Source organism: Paraburkholderia sp. EG286A (assembly GCF_040965375.1).
In the GTDB taxonomy this organism is placed as follows: domain Bacteria; phylum Pseudomonadota; class Gammaproteobacteria; order Burkholderiales; family Burkholderiaceae; genus Paraburkholderia.
In genome coordinates, this window is record NZ_JBFRCB010000004.1 from 213,224 (window position 1) to 227,924 (window position 14,701).

Sequence of the window (14,701 nt, forward strand, 5' to 3'; positions counted from 1 at the left end):
AGGGCCAGCCCTCGAGAGCAGACCATGGAACTCCGCCATCTCAAGACCTTCCTCGCCGTGGCGCGGACCTTGAACTTCACGCGGGCCGCCGAGCAGGTTCACCTCGCGCAGTCGAGCGTCACCGAGCAGATTCAGGCGCTCGAAGCGGACCTTGGCGTGGCGTTGCTCGACCGCTCGCGGCGCAAGCTCTCGTTGACCGAAGCGGGCAAGCGCCTGCACGACTACGCGGGCGATCTGCTCAGCCTCGCCGAGGAGGCGCGCGCCTCGGTTACGGAAGCCGCCGGCGTGACGGCGGGCGCGTTGAGCGTCGGCGCGCTTGAAACACTCAGCGTCTCACGCTTGCCGCCGTTGCTCGCGGCGTTCCGGCAAGCGCATCCGGCCACGGAACTGCAGTTGAAGGTGGCGGGCAGCGAAGCGCTGCGCAGCGGCGTGAAGGGCGGCACGCTCGATGTCTGCTTCGCGTTCGGCGAGCCGGTGCCCGTGCCTGGTGTCGAAAGCGAAGTGATCGGGCGCGAGCCGCTCGTCGTGATTGCGCCGCCCCGGCATCGGCTCGCGGGGCGCGCGGCCGTCACGCCCACCGATCTCGCGGACGAAGCGTTCCTCGTCACGGAACCAGGCTGCGTCTACCGCCAGATGTTCGAGGCCGCGTTTGCCGTTCGCCCGCAAGGTGCGCCGCAACGGCCACGTCTCGCCGGCGAGTTCGGCAGCCTCGCGGCGATCGTGCGCCTCGTGGAAAGCGGGCTGGGCTGCGCGATCGTGCCCGCGCTCGTCGCTGCGGACGCTCGCGAGCCGCTCACGGTGCTCGCGTGGGCGGGCGAGGCGGCGAGCGTGCCTGTCGTGATGAGCTGGCGCGCACGGCGTAGCCAGCCCGCGGTGCTGCGCGAGTTCCTCGCGGCCTCGCGCCAGACCCCCGGCATCGTCACGACAGCCGGTGACCGCCTTCGACATGCAGCACTGTCCCCGTAACGAAGCCGTTCTCCATGAGAAAGCGGATGGCGTGAGCGATGTCCTCGGGCTGCCCCACGCGGCCGACGGGCAAGCGCGCGGCCATCGCGTCGAGCGTGTCCTGCTTCGCGTCGCCGGCGACGAACGTCCAGATCGGCGTATCCACCCAGCCCGGCGAGACCACGTTCACGCGTTGCGGCCCTAGCTCGACGGCCAGTGCACGGGCGAGCGAGGCGAGCGCGCCGTTGATGGCCGCGACGACCGAGCCGCGCGGCGCGGGCCGATAGGCGGCGATACCCGACGTGAACGTGATCGAGCCGTTGGGCGCGAGCACGGGCGCGCCGTGCCTGGCGAGGAGCAACGGGCCGATGAACTTCGAGTCGACCACGCGCCGTGCGGCTTCGAGTTCGAGTGACGGCAAGAGCTGATACGCGCCTTCGATATCGGCGGCGGTCGTCACGATGTGATCGAGCGGCCCCGTGAACGCGAACAGCTCGGCCACCTGCTGCTCCCTTGCGATATCGACGGCGAACGTGCGCACGTTGTGTGCATGCGGCAGGCGTTGCTTCGCCTCGGCGAGCCTTGTGTGCGAACGCCCGGCGATGATGACCTGTGCGCCGTCTTCCAGCAGGCTCTTCGCGAGCGCGAAGCCCATGCCAGAGCTGCCGCCGACAATCAGAACGCGCTCGTTCGTGCGCGCGGTTCGATGCGTGATGTCCGTTTCCATGCGTCTCTCCATTGTGGAGAGGTCAGTATTGCGTTCGGACCGCACGCAACGGAAACGGGAATCCACGATAGTCGCGATCGGAACCGGCGATGATCGCGCACGCCGCGATCATCCCTTGGCAGCCCCGCGCCGTCTCTTTTTCGCGGGAGAAGACGCACGCTTGCGCACGGCGTCGGCATACTCGCGAATCGTCTCGATCAGCGCGCGCAATCCCGCCGGCGCGTGCCGCCGCCCTGGGTAATAGAGGCAGAGCCCGTCGAGCGGCGGCGTCCAGTCCTCCAGCACACGTACGAGCGTGCCCGCCGCCAGGTCCGCGTTCACGTTCCATTCGGTCAGATACGCAAGGCCGAGTCCGTCGCGCGCGGCCGCGAGCATGAGACCGGGCTCGTCGAGCGTCAACGTGCCCTCCACCTCCACGCGCACGGCCTGGCCGCGCCGCTCGAACTCCCACTGGTAGATTTGCCCGCTCGGCATGCGGCTGCGTATGCAGCGGTGCGCCTTCAGATCGGCAGGTGTGCGCGGCGGCTTGTGCTTCGCAAAGTAGTCCGGACTACCAACCACCGAGAAACGCTGACGGTCGCCGAAAGGCACGGCGATCATGTCCTGCGGCACCGTTTCGGCCAGACGAATGCCGGCGTCGTAGCCTTCGACCACGATGTCGATGAGCCGCCCTTCCGTGACGAGATCGAGCTTCATCTCGGGATAGTGCTGCAGATAGGCGATGAAAACGGGCATGACCTGCTTCGCCGCGCCCACCGAAGCATTGATGCGCAGCGTGCCGGACGGCGTGTCGCGAAAGCTGCCCGCCTGGTCGAGCGCCTCGCGGATCGTGGACAACGCCGGCGCGACGCTGCCCACGAACTGCGCGCCCGCCTCCGTCAACGCCACGCTGCGCGTGGTGCGGTTGAAGAGGCGCACGCCGATGCGTGCTTCCAGCGCCGCCACCGCGTGGCTGAGCGCCGAAGTCGACACGCTCAGTTCGTCCGCTGCCGCACGAAAGCTGCGATGGCGCGCCACGGCCAGCACGGCTTCGAGTTCCACCAGGCCCGATGTTTTCATTGTCCCAAATCGCTCAACAGGTCATGCGCCATTGTACGGCTAGTCAACGCAATGCGAGGCGTCTATCTTGCCTTCATCGACTCACGTTTTCTGGAGCAGCCATGCAGATCATCGACAAAATCTATCTCGACGGCGCATTCGTCACGCCACACGGCGAGGAATACTTCGACCTCTTCAACCCCGCGACCGAGGCCGTGATCGGCCGCGTGCGCCTCGCCGACGCGGCGGACGCGGACGCGGCCATCGCCGCCGCGAAGCGCGCGTTCCCGGCGTTTTCGCGCACCCCGAAAGCGCAGCGCATCGAGATGCTGATGGCGCTGCACGAGGCCGTCGTTGCGAGCGAGGACGCGCTTTTCGAAGCGATCGTGCAAGAGTACGGCGCGCCGGTCTCGCGCGGCCGCTGGATGGCCCAGCACGCCTCCAACGTGCTGCGCGACGCCGCGCAGACGCTGGAAGGCTACGCGTTCACGCGGCGCGCAGGCACAGCCGAGGTCACCATGCAGCCGCTCGGCGTGGCGGGGCTGATCACGCCCTGGAACAGCAACGCGGGCTTCATCTGCGGCAAGCTCGCGGCCGCGCTCGCGGCGGGCTGCACGGCCGTCATCAAGCCGAGCGAAATGAGCGCGCTGCAGACGCGCATCGTGACCGAAGCGCTGCATTCGGCGGGCTTGCCCGCGGGCCTCTTCAACATCGTCACGGGCCGCGGCGACACCGTGGGCGCGCGCATCGCCGGGCATCCCGACGTCGCCAAGATCTCGTTCACGGGCTCGACCGCGGTGGGCAAGTCGATCCTGCGCACGGCGGCGGAAACGCTCAAGCGCGTGACGCTCGAACTGGGCGGCAAGTCGCCGGTCATCGTGCTCGACGACGCGAATTTCGACGAAGCCGTGCCGCTCGCGCTGCAGGCTGGCTTCATGAACAGCGGACAGGCGTGCATTGCGGGTACGCGCATTCTGGTGCCGCAGTCGCGGCTCGTCGAATTCGAAGCGCGCGTCGTGGAAGCGGTGGCGCAGTTTCAGGCGGGCGATCCCCGCGACACGCGCACGAGCGTCGGCCCGATGGTGAGCCAGAAGCAATGGGAACGCGTGCAGCGCTATATCGGCATCGGCATCGACGAAGGCGCACGCCTGATTGCGGGCGGCGCAGGGCGGCCCGAGGGCATCGAGTCGGGCTGGTTCGTGCGCCCCACCGTGTTCAGCGGCGTGACGAACGACATGACCATCGCGCGCGAGGAGATTTTCGGACCGGTGCTTTCGATCATCGCGTATTGCGACACCGAACACGCCATCGAGATCGCCAACGATACGCCCTATGGCCTGCAAGCCTACGTGCTCTCGCCCGATGTCGCGCGTGCGCGCCGCGTGGCCGCGCAGATCGAAGCGGGCCGCGTGCTCGTCAACACGCTCGCCCATGAGCCGGCTGCGCCGTTTGGCGGCTTCAAGCAATCGGGGATCGGGCGCGAGTATGGTGCGTTCGGAATCGAAGCGTTTCTGGAACCGAAGTCCACGCTTGGCGTGCTTTGATGCGCGTTTAGCCGCGTCAAAAAACAAACGCCCCGGTTGTGCTGCTAACCGGGGCGTTTTAACTGCGCTTTAGCGCGCTACATCAGAAGACCATCAGAAGGTCTGCCAGTCGTCATCGGACGCGGCGGCTGCCGGTTCACGGCGTTCCGCCTTCGGCGCGGGCGCAGCGGGAGCGCGCACCGGCGCGGGCCTCGAAGCCGCAGGACGCTTGACCGTTGCGCTAGCAGCTACCTTCGCCACCGGCGCGATGCTCGTCGTTGCCGCACGGCCCGCCGAGCCGATGTTGAACACCGAGACCAGCTCGCGCAATGCCGCTGCCTGCGAGGACATCGACTGCGCCGCTGCCGACGCTTCCTCGACGAGCGCCGCGTTCTGCTGCGTGACTTCGTCCATCTGCGTGACGGCCTGGTTGACCTGCTCGATGCCGGTGCGCTGCTCGCCCGAAGCCGCCGAAATCTCGTTCATCAGGTCGGCCACGCGCTTGACCGATTGCACGATCTCGCCCATCGTGCGGCCCGCGTCGTCCACGAGCGCCGTGCCGTTGTTGACGCGCTCGACCGATACGCCGATCAGTTCCTTGATTTCACGCGCCGCCGTCGCGCTGCGCTGCGCGAGCGTACGCACTTCGCCGGCCACCACCGCGAAGCCGCGGCCCTGTTCGCCCGCACGCGCCGCTTCCACGGCCGCGTTGAGCGCCAGGATGTTGGTCTGGAAGGCAATGCCCTCGATCACCGAGATGATCTGCGCGACCTGCTCGGAGCTGTTTGCGATGTCGCGCATCGTATCGACCACACGGCCCACCACTTCGCCGCCGCGCGTGGCCGTTTGCGAAGCCTGGCCCGCCAGCGTGTTGCCCTGGGTCGCGTTGTCGGCGTTCTGCTTGACGGTCGCCGTGAGCTCTTCCATGCTCGCCGCCGTTTCTTCGAGCGAAGCGGCCTGCTCTTCGGTGCGCTGGCTCAGGTCGGTGTTGCCCGCCGCGATCTGCGCGGAAGCCGTCGCAATGCCTTCGCTGCCCGTGCGCACGCGGCCCACGAGGTCGACGAGCCGCTCGTTCATGTGGCGCAGCGCGCCGAGCAACTGAGCCGACTCGTCGGTGCCGTCCACGTCGATGCGTGCGGTCAGGTCGCCGCGCGCCACCGTTTCGGCCACGTCCACGGCACGCGCGATCGGGCCCGTGATCGAACGCGTGATGAAGAGCGCAATCGTCGCACCGAACCCGATCGCGATCACGATCAGCGCGATGGTCCAGGCGAACGCGCTGTGGTACGCCGCCTTCGCCGCGGCGACTTCGGCGGTCGAACCGTTGTGATTGAGGGTCACGTCCTGGTTGATGAGTTCCATGACCGATTGAAACGATTGCGCGGACGTGGTCGAAACCGCGGCACGCGCTTCGGCCGAGCCTCCGTCAGCCGAATTGGCGAGCGCTTCGACTTTCTTGTCGTCGTCCACATAGTGCGACCAGGCCGTGCCGATCGACTCGAACAAGCGGCGCTCCTCGGCCGAAGAGACCAGCTTCGAATAGCCGTCCAGCATGGTGCCGAACTGGCTGATCATCTGGGCATGACGGTCGTGCAGCGAGGCCTTCTCGCTGGCGTCGCTGGCGATCAGCATGCGCAGCGACGTGCGGCGCACATCCTGAGCTTGATTGCGCATGTTGCCGAGCGTTTCGACGCTAGGCAGCCAGTTCGTGCCGATTTCCTGCGTGCCGTCGAAAATGCGCGACGCCTGCAGCAGCCCGATCCCGCCCACTGCGCCGAGCAGGAGCAACACAATGGCAAAGCCCGCGCCGAGACGCGGGCCGATCTTGATTCTGGTAAGGAATGACATGGGGACGCCGTAGTGAGAGGTCATCCCTATTGACGACATCGACGCCAAAAAATTAAGTCACTGTTGCAAATATAACAACGCGTAAGGAACGCGCGCGTCGAGCGAACGTTCGGTCTCTTTTCATACGATTAGGATGCCGTATCAATTGCGTCAAAGACTCGCCACCCATACTCCGACCTGTGCGATCGCCGCATCGCGCTGCGCCGAACTCGCGTGCGTCGCGCCCGTGAGATAGGTCGTGACGAGGATCGGCGCGCGTCCGGTGGGCCAGACGATGGCCACATCGTTCGCCGTGCCCCGGTCGCCGGTACCGGTCTTGTCGCCCACGCGCCAGTCCTTCGGCAAGCCGGCGCGCAAACGCGCGTCGCCGGTCTTGTTGGCGACGAGCCATGCAACGAGCTGCTCGCGCGATGCCGCAGAAAGACGCTCACCCAGCAGCAATTCACGCAGGTTCGCGACCATGGCGGCAGGCATGGTCGTATCGCGCGGATCGCCGGGGATCGCTTCGTTGAGCGTGGTCTCGTTGCGGTCGAGGCGCGTGACCGGGTCGCCAAGGCTGCGCGCAAAAGCGGTTATCGCCGCAGGGCCGCCGATGCTCTCCAGCAGCAGGTTGGCCGCCGTGTTGTCGCTGCGCGTGAGCGCGGCTTCGCACAGCTCGGCGACCGTCATGCCCTCACTGCCCGCGCGCGGTCCGCTCACGGGCGAATACGACACGACTTGCGCAGGCGAATACACGATCTTGCGCGCGAGGTCTTCCTTACCGTGATCCTTGCGCGTCAACACGGCCGATGCGAGCAACACCTTGAACGTGCTGCACATCGGAAAGCGCTCGTGCATGCGCCACCCGCGCACGTGTCCGTTCGCCGTATCGAGCATCGCCACGCCGAGCCGCCCGCCTGCCTGCGCCTCAATGGCGGCGAGCTGCTTTTCCACTGCGCCGGCGGGCACCGCGCCCGCTTCCGGCGCCTGTCCCGCCGTCGCACCGAATGCCTGAGATGCAACGCCAGCTATCGCACTGCCCAACACCGTCATCGTGAATCTACGTCGCGTGATCATGGCCTCTCCTTCAAGTGCCGCCACTATCGCGTGTTCTCCACGGGCTGACAAACGATGATAAATTGCGCGTTGCCCCAGAAAAACTTATGGCTCACTCATGCGAACGTATCTGCCCCTCAATGCCCTGCGCGCCTTCGAAACGTCGGCGCGGCACCTGAGCTTCACACGCGCGGCGAGCGAGCTGAACGTCACTCAGGCGGCCGTGAGCCAGCAGGTCCGAACGCTCGAGGAGCGGCTTGGTGCAACCCTCTTCAAGCGTCTGCCGCGCGGCCTCGCGATCACCGACGAAGGTCTCGCACTGCGCCCCGTGCTCACGGATGCGTTCGACCGTATCGAAGCCGTGTTGCGGCAATTCGAAGGCGGCCACTTTCACGAGGTGCTGACTGTGGGAGCCGTGGGGACCTTCGCAGTGGGCTGGTTGATGCCGCGCCTGAAGTCGTTCCACGACGCGCATCCGTTCGTCGAACTGCGCATCATGACGAACAACAATCTCGTCGATCTCGCGGGCGAAGGCCTCGACTTCGCCATCCGGTTCGGCGACGGCACCTGGCCGGGTTCGCGCGCTGCGAAGCTGTTCGACGCGCCGCTCGCCGCGCTTTGCACGCCCGATATCGCGCAGCGTCTGCAGAGCCCTGCCGATCTTGCCAACGAAAAACTGCTGCGCTCGTATCGCGCCGACGACTGGACGCTCTGGTTCGAAGCCGCCGGGCTCGCGCCACGTCCCGTGCGCGGACCCGTATTCGATTCGTCGCGGCTCATGGTGGAAGCGGCAATGCAGGGCGCGGGCATCGCGCTCGCCCCGGTTTCGATGTTCGAGAGAGATCTCGCGGCGGGCAGGCTCGTGCGGCCCTTCGATATCGAGGTGCAGGCGGGAAGCTACTGGCTCACGTCGCAAAAGGGGAAGATGGCGACGCCCGCCATGCGCGCGTTCAAACAATGGATCGTGAAGGAAGCCGGCAGCGGCGAGGAAGCGTGATGCGCGTTTACCGTCGCGGTAATCGTGCTACGTGCTACGCGCTTGCCTGCATGAGCCGCGCATGAAGCGCTTCGATTGCCGATTCGGCAAAAACCTCGATGCCGTGCTCGCGCAGCAACGCAGTCGTCACTCCCGCGCCCGCGTGTTTGTGGCCCGCGAAACTGCCATCGTAAATCGCACGGCTGCCGCACGAAGGGCTGCCATCGGTCAGCAACGCAAAGCGGCAGTCGTGCGCTAGCGCCAGTTCGAGCGCGACGCGTGCGCCTTCGACGAAAAACGCGGAGACGTCCTCGCCGCGCGCATCGATCACGTGTGCGATGCCTGCCAGCACCGCGGCGCCCGAAGCGGCGTTTGCAATCTCCGCAGGCGGCCTCGGCACGCCGAACCCGCCCGAGACTTCCGGGCAAACGGGCACGAGCCGCCCTTCGCGCTGCCACTGCTCGATCAGTGCATGCGCAACGGTTTTCGCCGAGCCGTCGTATCGAACCGGACGGCCAAGCAGGCAAGCGCTAACGAGTATTCGGGGGAGCATGCGCGACGAGGTTCCATTGCACGAATGCCCCGTATTTTACGCGCCGAAGTCGAGCAACACCTTGCAGGTTTCGCGCGGATTGTGCTCCGCCAGCTCGAACGCGCTGCTCACCTCGCGAAAATCCACCTTGTGCGTGATGATCGATTCCGGTGTGACGAGCCCGCGCTCCAGCCAGTCGATCACGGTCGGGAACATCGCGCAGTTCAGACGCGAGGCGCACAACGTAAGCTCCTTTTTCGTCAGCTCCTGCTGCGCGATGGCCGAAGGTGTCGACGAAAAGCCGAGCAGCCCGACACGTCCCGCGGGCGCCGCGAGCCTCACCGCTTCTTCGAGGATGGACGGATGGCCCACCGCGTCGAAAATCAGCGTGGGGCCGTCTTCCACGCCGCGCGCGCGCAGCGCGTCGGCCAGCGGCTCGTTGCGCGTGTTGATCGTTTCGTCGGCTTGCGCCCCGCAGCTGCGTGCGAGTTCGAGCCGCTCGTCGAGCTGATCCGTAATGAACGTACGCACGCCGTACACGCGCTTGAGCACCTGCAGGATCGTGAGCCCCACGGTGCCCGCGCCGTAGATCAGCGCCACGTCGCTGTCCAGCACGCCGGTGCGCGCCGTGACGTTCGCCGCCACGGCGAACGGCTCCACGATCGCCGCGCAAGATTGCGCAATACGCTCGGGAATGCGGTACGCGTTGCGCGCCGGCGCGCACACGTACTCGCTGAAACCGCCGTCTCGATGCACGCCCAGCACGACGAGATTGCGGCACACGTTCTGCCGCCCGATCTGGCATGCGTGGCAACGCCCGCAGCTGATGACGGGATCGACGGCCACGAGTTCGCCCACGCGCGCGGCGTCGACACCCTCGCCCACGGACTCGATGCGGCCCACGAACTCGTGGCCGATGATGCGCGGATACGAGACGAACGGATTGTGCCCGCGATAGATGTGCAGGTCCGAGCCGCAGATGCCCGCATAACGCACCCGCACGCGCACTTCTCCCGCGGCGGGCGTAGGCGTGGGCACCTCGCGCACGGCGAGGCTGTTCGGTCGATCGACTACGACGCTCAACATAGTGGACGCTTCCATGAATATTTGATCAGGTATGCCTACCAGTTCCACATCGACCCGTCGCGCAGGCGGGCGACCGGCAGATAGGCGCGTTCATAGGGATACTTCGCGGCCAGCGTCTCGTCGATGTCCACGCCGAGCCCCGGCGCGTCGTCCATCACGAGGAAGCCGTTCTCGAAGCGATACTGATGCGGGAACACGGCATTCGTGAGCGCGTTGTGCGGCATCAGTTCCTGAATGCCGAAGTTCGGTGCCCACAGGCCGAAGTTCACGGCGGCGGCCATGCAGACCGGCGAAAGATCGGTGGCGCCGTGAAAGCCCGTACGCACCTGGTACATGGCCGCGTAATCGGCAATGCGGCGCATATGCGTGATGCCGCCCGCGTGCACGATGGTCGCGCGGATATAGTCGATGAGCTGCTCGCGTATCAGGTCCTTGCAGTCCCAGATCGAGTTGAACACCTCGCCCACGGCGAGCGGCGTGCTGGTGTGGCTGCGGATCAGGCGGAAACTCTCCTGGTTCTCGGCCGGTGTCGCGTCTTCCAGCCAGAAGAGGCGATACGGCTCGAGGTCGCGGCCCAGGCGCGCGGCCTCGATCGGCGTGAGGCGGTGGTGCGCGTCGTGCAGCAGATGCGGGCCGAAGCCCACGGCCTCGCGCACCTTGCGAAAGAGTTCGGGCGTATGGCGCAGATAGAGCGCCGTGTCCCACGGCTCCTCGGGCGGCAGCCCCTTCTGGGCGGGTTCGTATTCGCCCTTGACCTTGCCCACGCCATACACCTTGTCGAGACCGGGCACGCCCGACTGCACGCGAATCGCCTGGTAGCCCTCCTCCACGTGCTGGCGCACCGCGTCGATGGCTTCCTCGTGGTCGCGCCCGTTTGCGTGTCCGTAGACCATCAGCCCTTCGCGGCTCTTGCCGCCCAGCAGCTGATAAACGGGCATGTTCGCGAGCTTGCCCTTGATATCCCAGAGCGCCATGTCGATCGCGGCGATCGCCGTCATCGTGACCGGGCCGCGCCGCCAGTACGCGCCGCGATAAAGGTATTGCCAGATGTCCTCGATATTGCGGGGATCGCGGCCCACGAGGCACGGAAACACGTGATCTTCGAGGTACGCGCGCACGGCCAGTTCGCGGCCGTTGAGCGTCGCGTCGCCGAGACCGTACACGCCTTCGTCGGTCACGATCTTCACCGTCACGAAATTGCGGCCGGGGCAGGTGACGATCGTCTGCAGCCGTTCAATCTTCAATTGCTGTCTCCACTCTCTTTCATTCGACGAAATAGTCGGGCACGCGCGCCTGCACTTCCGGCAGATGCGAGCCCACGCGGTCGATATGGCTCGCCACCGTCGCGCCCAGCTGCGCGAAGTTGCGCGAGGCGATATGCGCGAGGATCAGCTCGTGCTCGCGCAGCGCGCGCTGCGCGTGGTCCGCCACGCGGTCGAGCAGCAGCCAGCGCACGCGGTCGAACTGGCGCTTCATCGGCTGCAGCATTTCCCACACATGCGCGCGGCCCGCGAATTCGAACAGGCGGCGATGCATCAGCTCGTCGAGATCGAAGAAGCGGTCCACGTCGCCGCGCGCGACGGCGTCGCGCTGTTCGTCGACGATCCGGCCGAACTCCGCGAGCTGGTCGGGCGTGATGGTCTGGGCCAGCTGCACGTGGTTCGCGCATTCGAGCGTGCTGCGCGCGAAGCGTCCCTCTTCGAGCTGCGACACGGAGATCGGCGCGACGATCGTGCCGACCTTGCGGTAGATGTTGACGAGATGCTCGTCGGCGAGCTGCGCAAGCGCTTCGCGCACCGGCGTGCGGCTGACCTGCAGCGCTTCGGCAATCGCGGCTTCGGAAAGGCTTGCGCGCGGCGGCAGCGTGCCGCGCACGATGGCGTCGCGCAGAAAGGCGTGCACCTGGGGGCGATAAGAAGCGTCGGGATTGGCGACGAAACCGCTCAGTGCGGCGAGGACGGTGTCCTCTTGCGGTTCGATGACGGTCTGGCTCATGTCGGTAACGGATGACTGTTTGTACCATGGTAGCAAATGCACCATACAGTCACACCATAGCGTTAACCCCGATAAAACGAGATAAAACATCGGACTAAGCTTCGGTCATTCGCATCCGTACCATGGTACATGGCAATGACAACACCTCCTCTGTGTGAGCGCTCACTAACCAAAATCGCGGCGACCGTGCGCCAGCCAGGGTACGACCGCCAGCGCGTGCGCCCCGGCATCGTCCATCTCGGGCTCGGTGCGTTTCATCGCGCGCACCAGGCGCTCTATACGGAAACGCTGCTCGAGCGCGGCGACACGCGCTGGGGCATCGTCGGCGTGAGCCTGCGCGAGCGGCGCGTGCCGCAGGTGCTGGCCGCCCAGGACCACCTCTATTCGGTGACCGAGCGCAGCGGCGAGACGGCGGCGTGCCGCGTGGTCGGCGCGCTGCGCGGCGCGCTTTACGCGCCCGAGGCGATGGACCGGGTGCTCGGCACGATTGCCGACCCCGGCGTCGCCATCGTGAGCCTGACCGTGACCGAGAAGGGCTACAGCCTCGCGCCCGCCGGCGCCGAGCTGGACGCCGGCGACCCGGGCATCCGCCACGACCTCATGACACCCGATGCGCCGCGCACCACGCTCGGCGTGCTCGCCGCGGGCATCCGCAGCCGCTCCGCCGGCGCGCCGCTCACCGTGGTCTGCTGCGACAACATGCAGGCCAACGGCGACACGCTGCGCAAACTGCTGATCCAGTATGCGGAGCAGTTCGACCCGGCGCTCGCGCGCCGCATCGGCGAAACAATCGCGTTTCCCAACACGATGGTCGATCGCATCGTACCGGCCGCCACGCCCGCTTCGCTCGACGCGGCTGCCGCGCAACTCGGCCTGCGCGATGAAGCCGCGATCGTGTGCGAACCGTTCACCCAGTGGGTCATCGAAGACCGCTTCAGCGGCCCGCGCCCCGCGTGGGAAGACGCGGGCGCGCTGCTCACACGCGATGTGCATCCATACGAGGCCATGAAACTGCGTCTCCTGAACGGCTCGCATTCGGCGCTTGCGTACGTGGGCCAGTTGCGCGGGCGCGAAACCGTGTCCGATGCGATGGACGATCCCGCCATGGCCGCCTTCGTGCGCGCGCTGATGACCGAGGACCTGCTCGCCACCGTGACGGTCCCGCCCGGCTTCGACGTTCATGCGTACTGCCAGGACCTGCTGGCGCGCTTTGCCAACCCGACGCTTGCGCACCGTACCAGCCAGATCGCGACGGACGGCACGCAGAAAGTGCCGGTGCGCTGGCTACCCGCGCTGCGCGAGAGCCTGGCGCGCGGTATCGAGCGTCCCCATCTCGAACGCGCGCTCGCCGCCTGGCTGCACTACCTCGCGACCGAACGCAGCGACACGGGCGCGTCGCTCGTGGTGAGCGATCCTGGCGCCCCCGCGCTCGCCGCGAAGCTGCGCGGCGCGAGCACGACGCTCGACACCGTGCAGGCCGCCCTCTCGCACACGAGCGTATTTGGCGCAACGCCGTGGCCGCAGGCGTTCGCCGAGCGGCTCGCCGGACATCTGCGAGCGCTGCGCCGGCACGGCACGAACGCGCTGCTGACCTGCCCCGCGCCGGCCTGACGCCGCACGCGCGCCCATATCTATAAGGACTGGAGACAGAACATGAAACAACGCACGATGGGATGGATAACCGTTTTCCTGTTATTCCTCGTCTACGGCATCAACTACCTCGACCGGGTGGCGCTTTCGATCACTGCACCGCTCGTGCAAAAGGACCTCGGCATCGATGCGGCGCAGATGGGCATCGTATTCAGCAGCTTCTTCGTGGGCTATGCGCTGTTCAACTTCGTGGGCGGCCTCGCGAGCGACAAGCTCGGGCCGAAGATCGTGTATGTTCTCGCGGTCGGGCTGTGGTCGATCTTCTGCGGGCTCACGGCCGTGGCCGTGGGCTTCGCGAGCCTGCTCGTGCTGCGCGTGCTGTTCGGCATGGCCGAAGGACCGCTCTGCGCAGGCGCGAACAAGATGGTCAACAACTGGATGCCGCACGACATCGCAGCGACTTCCATGGGACTCCTGAGCGCCGGCTCGCCACTTGGCGGCGCGATTGCCGGCCCGATTATCGGGCTGCTCGCGATCAGCTTCGGCTGGCGCCCGGCGTTCTGGATCATCTGCGCGATCGGCCTCGTATGGTGCGTCGCGTGGATGCTGCTCACGGCCGACCGTCCTTCGGAGAGCCGCTTCGTCAGCACGCTCGACGAAGCCGAGCCCGCGCAGCGTGGACCGGGTGTTGCGCGCGCGACCCACACGGTGCCCGACAGTGCCGCCTCGTTGCCGCTCTCGGCATGGCTGCGCCAGCCGCTCGTGATCGCGGCGGCCGTGGCGTTCTTCGCCTACAACTACGTGCTGTTCTTCTTTCTGAGCTGGTTCCCCAGCTACCTCGTGCAGGCGCATCACCTCAACATCCGCGAGATGAGTCTCGCCACGGTCGTGCCCTGGCTCGTGGGCACCGTCGGCCTCGCGGCGGGCGGCGCGATCTCCGATGCGATCTTCCGCTGGACCGGCAAGCTCATGCTCTCACGCAAGCTCGTCCTGTCCACTTGCCTCGCGGCGACGGGCGTGTGCGTGGGCGTTGCCGGCCTCGTGCATACCGCTGTCGCGGCCATCGCGCTGATGTCCGTTGCGCTCTTCCTGCTCTATGCGACGGGTGCGCTCTACTGGGCGATCGTGCAGGACGTCGTGCATTCGGCCAGGGTAGGCAGCGTGAGCGGCTGCATGCACTGCGTGGGTAGTCTTTCGGGCGTGATCGGACCGGCCGTGACGGGCTTCCTGGTGGAGCGCAGCGGCTCGTTCGCCACCGCGTTCGCGCTGGCCGGCGTGGTTGCGCTCACCGGCGCGGCGCTCTCGGCAATTTTCATTCGCGACACCCGCAAGCGCGCGCCGCTCGCGGACGAGGCGTATTCGTAACCAGCGCGTAACCAGCGCGTGAGCTAGCGCGCGCCGGCGGC

Annotated in this window: 13 protein-coding genes; 5 read left to right on the forward strand and 8 right to left on the reverse strand. The window is 66.8% G+C overall.

What is annotated here, in order from left to right; all coding sequences use genetic code 11:
• Positions 1-24: 24 nt before the first annotated feature.
• On the forward strand, positions 25-966 hold the full coding sequence (locus tag AB4Y35_RS19870; protein ID WP_368705587.1) for a LysR family transcriptional regulator: 942 nt from the start codon (positions 25-27) through the stop codon (positions 964-966).
• Here AB4Y35_RS19870 and AB4Y35_RS19875 read toward each other — a convergent pair.
• Both AB4Y35_RS19875 and AB4Y35_RS19880 read right to left on the reverse strand, forming a co-directional pair.
• Positions 920-1,672, reverse strand: coding sequence for an SDR family oxidoreductase (locus AB4Y35_RS19875; protein ID WP_368705588.1), 753 nt, complete (start codon positions 1,670-1,672; stop codon positions 920-922). The two genes, AB4Y35_RS19870 and AB4Y35_RS19875, sit on opposite strands and share 47 nt — an antisense overlap.
• A gap of 108 nt (positions 1,673-1,780) precedes the next feature.
• Positions 1,781-2,731, reverse strand: a complete 951-nt coding sequence (locus AB4Y35_RS19880) for a LysR family transcriptional regulator (protein ID WP_368705589.1) — start codon at positions 2,729-2,731, stop codon at positions 1,781-1,783.
• 101 nt (positions 2,732-2,832) lie between these two features.
• On the opposite strand from AB4Y35_RS19880, the gene AB4Y35_RS19885 reads away from it, so the two are divergent.
• Positions 2,833-4,254 (forward strand): aldehyde dehydrogenase family protein, encoded by a 1,422-nt coding sequence (locus tag AB4Y35_RS19885; RefSeq protein ID WP_368705590.1) that lies wholly within the window; start codon positions 2,833-2,835, stop codon positions 4,252-4,254.
• A gap of 93 nt (positions 4,255-4,347) precedes the next feature.
• On the opposite strand, the gene AB4Y35_RS19890 is transcribed toward AB4Y35_RS19885, so the two are convergent.
• Complete coding sequence (locus AB4Y35_RS19890) at positions 4,348-6,081, reverse strand: methyl-accepting chemotaxis protein (RefSeq protein ID WP_368705591.1); 1,734 nt, start codon at positions 6,079-6,081, stop codon at positions 4,348-4,350.
• 150 nt (positions 6,082-6,231) lie between these two features.
• Positions 6,232-7,137 (reverse strand): class A beta-lactamase, encoded by a 906-nt coding sequence (bla, locus tag AB4Y35_RS19895; protein WP_368705592.1) that lies wholly within the window; start codon positions 7,135-7,137, stop codon positions 6,232-6,234.
• 97 nt (positions 7,138-7,234) lie between these two features.
• On the opposite strand from bla, the gene AB4Y35_RS19900 reads away from it, so the two are divergent.
• On the forward strand, positions 7,235-8,113 hold the full coding sequence (locus tag AB4Y35_RS19900) for a LysR family transcriptional regulator (RefSeq protein ID WP_368687386.1): 879 nt from the start codon (positions 7,235-7,237) through the stop codon (positions 8,111-8,113).
• A gap of 34 nt (positions 8,114-8,147) precedes the next feature.
• On the opposite strand, the gene AB4Y35_RS19905 is transcribed toward AB4Y35_RS19900, so the two are convergent.
• Genes AB4Y35_RS19905 through AB4Y35_RS19920 form a run of 4 tightly spaced genes read right to left on the reverse strand, consistent with a single transcriptional unit; the run spans position 8,148 to position 11,705 of the window.
• Complete coding sequence (locus tag AB4Y35_RS19905; RefSeq protein ID WP_368705593.1) at positions 8,148-8,645, reverse strand: DUF523 domain-containing protein; 498 nt, start codon at positions 8,643-8,645, stop codon at positions 8,148-8,150.
• Between the two features lie 36 nt (positions 8,646-8,681).
• Positions 8,682-9,710 carry a Zn-dependent oxidoreductase gene (locus AB4Y35_RS19910; RefSeq protein ID WP_368706115.1) on the reverse strand — a complete coding sequence of 343 codons (1,029 nt, stop codon included), beginning with the start codon at positions 9,708-9,710 and terminating at the stop codon, positions 8,682-8,684.
• 35 nt (positions 9,711-9,745) lie between these two features.
• The gene (gene manD, locus AB4Y35_RS19915) at positions 9,746-10,954 is read right to left on the reverse strand and encodes a D-mannonate dehydratase ManD (RefSeq protein ID WP_133180697.1); all 1,209 of its coding nucleotides are present in this window, start codon (positions 10,952-10,954) and stop codon (positions 9,746-9,748) included.
• A gap of 19 nt (positions 10,955-10,973) precedes the next feature.
• Positions 10,974-11,705 carry a GntR family transcriptional regulator gene (locus AB4Y35_RS19920; protein WP_368705594.1) on the reverse strand — a complete coding sequence of 244 codons (732 nt, stop codon included), beginning with the start codon at positions 11,703-11,705 and terminating at the stop codon, positions 10,974-10,976.
• Positions 11,706-11,840: 135 nt separating this feature from the next.
• Here AB4Y35_RS19920 and AB4Y35_RS19925 point away from each other — a divergent pair, with 135 nt between their 5' ends.
• Together AB4Y35_RS19925 and AB4Y35_RS19930 are read left to right on the forward strand one after the other, a co-directional pair.
• On the forward strand, positions 11,841-13,316 hold the full coding sequence (locus AB4Y35_RS19925) for a mannitol dehydrogenase family protein (protein ID WP_368705595.1): 1,476 nt from the start codon (positions 11,841-11,843) through the stop codon (positions 13,314-13,316).
• 42 nt (positions 13,317-13,358) lie between these two features.
• The gene (locus AB4Y35_RS19930; RefSeq protein ID WP_368705596.1) at positions 13,359-14,660 is read left to right on the forward strand and encodes an MFS transporter; all 1,302 of its coding nucleotides are present in this window, start codon (positions 13,359-13,361) and stop codon (positions 14,658-14,660) included.
• Positions 14,661-14,701 lie beyond the last annotated feature (41 nt).

Bases quoted from the DNA above. Each gene is read 5' to 3' on its own strand.
- AB4Y35_RS19870 (WP_368705587.1), top strand. From the start codon at position 25: ATGGAACTCCGCCATCTCAAGACCTTCCTCGCCGTGGCGCGGACCTTG.
- AB4Y35_RS19875 (WP_368705588.1), bottom strand. From the start codon at position 1,672: ATGGAAACGGACATCACGCATCGAACCGCGCGCACGAACGAGCGCGTT.
- AB4Y35_RS19880 (WP_368705589.1), bottom strand. From the start codon at position 2,731: ATGAAAACATCGGGCCTGGTGGAACTCGAAGCCGTGCTGGCCGTGGCG.
- AB4Y35_RS19885 (WP_368705590.1), top strand. From the start codon at position 2,833: ATGCAGATCATCGACAAAATCTATCTCGACGGCGCATTCGTCACGCCA.
- AB4Y35_RS19890 (WP_368705591.1), bottom strand. From the start codon at position 6,081: ATGTCATTCCTTACCAGAATCAAGATCGGCCCGCGTCTCGGCGCGGGC.
- bla (WP_368705592.1), bottom strand. From the start codon at position 7,137: ATGATCACGCGACGTAGATTCACGATGACGGTGTTGGGCAGTGCGATA.
- AB4Y35_RS19900 (WP_368687386.1), top strand. From the start codon at position 7,235: ATGCGAACGTATCTGCCCCTCAATGCCCTGCGCGCCTTCGAAACGTCG.
- AB4Y35_RS19905 (WP_368705593.1), bottom strand. From the start codon at position 8,645: ATGCTCCCCCGAATACTCGTTAGCGCTTGCCTGCTTGGCCGTCCGGTT.
- AB4Y35_RS19910 (WP_368706115.1), bottom strand. From the start codon at position 9,710: ATGTTGAGCGTCGTAGTCGATCGACCGAACAGCCTCGCCGTGCGCGAG.
- AB4Y35_RS19920 (WP_368705594.1), bottom strand. From the start codon at position 11,705: ATGAGCCAGACCGTCATCGAACCGCAAGAGGACACCGTCCTCGCCGCA.
- AB4Y35_RS19925 (WP_368705595.1), top strand. From the start codon at position 11,841: ATGACAACACCTCCTCTGTGTGAGCGCTCACTAACCAAAATCGCGGCG.
- AB4Y35_RS19930 (WP_368705596.1), top strand. From the start codon at position 13,359: ATGAAACAACGCACGATGGGATGGATAACCGTTTTCCTGTTATTCCTC.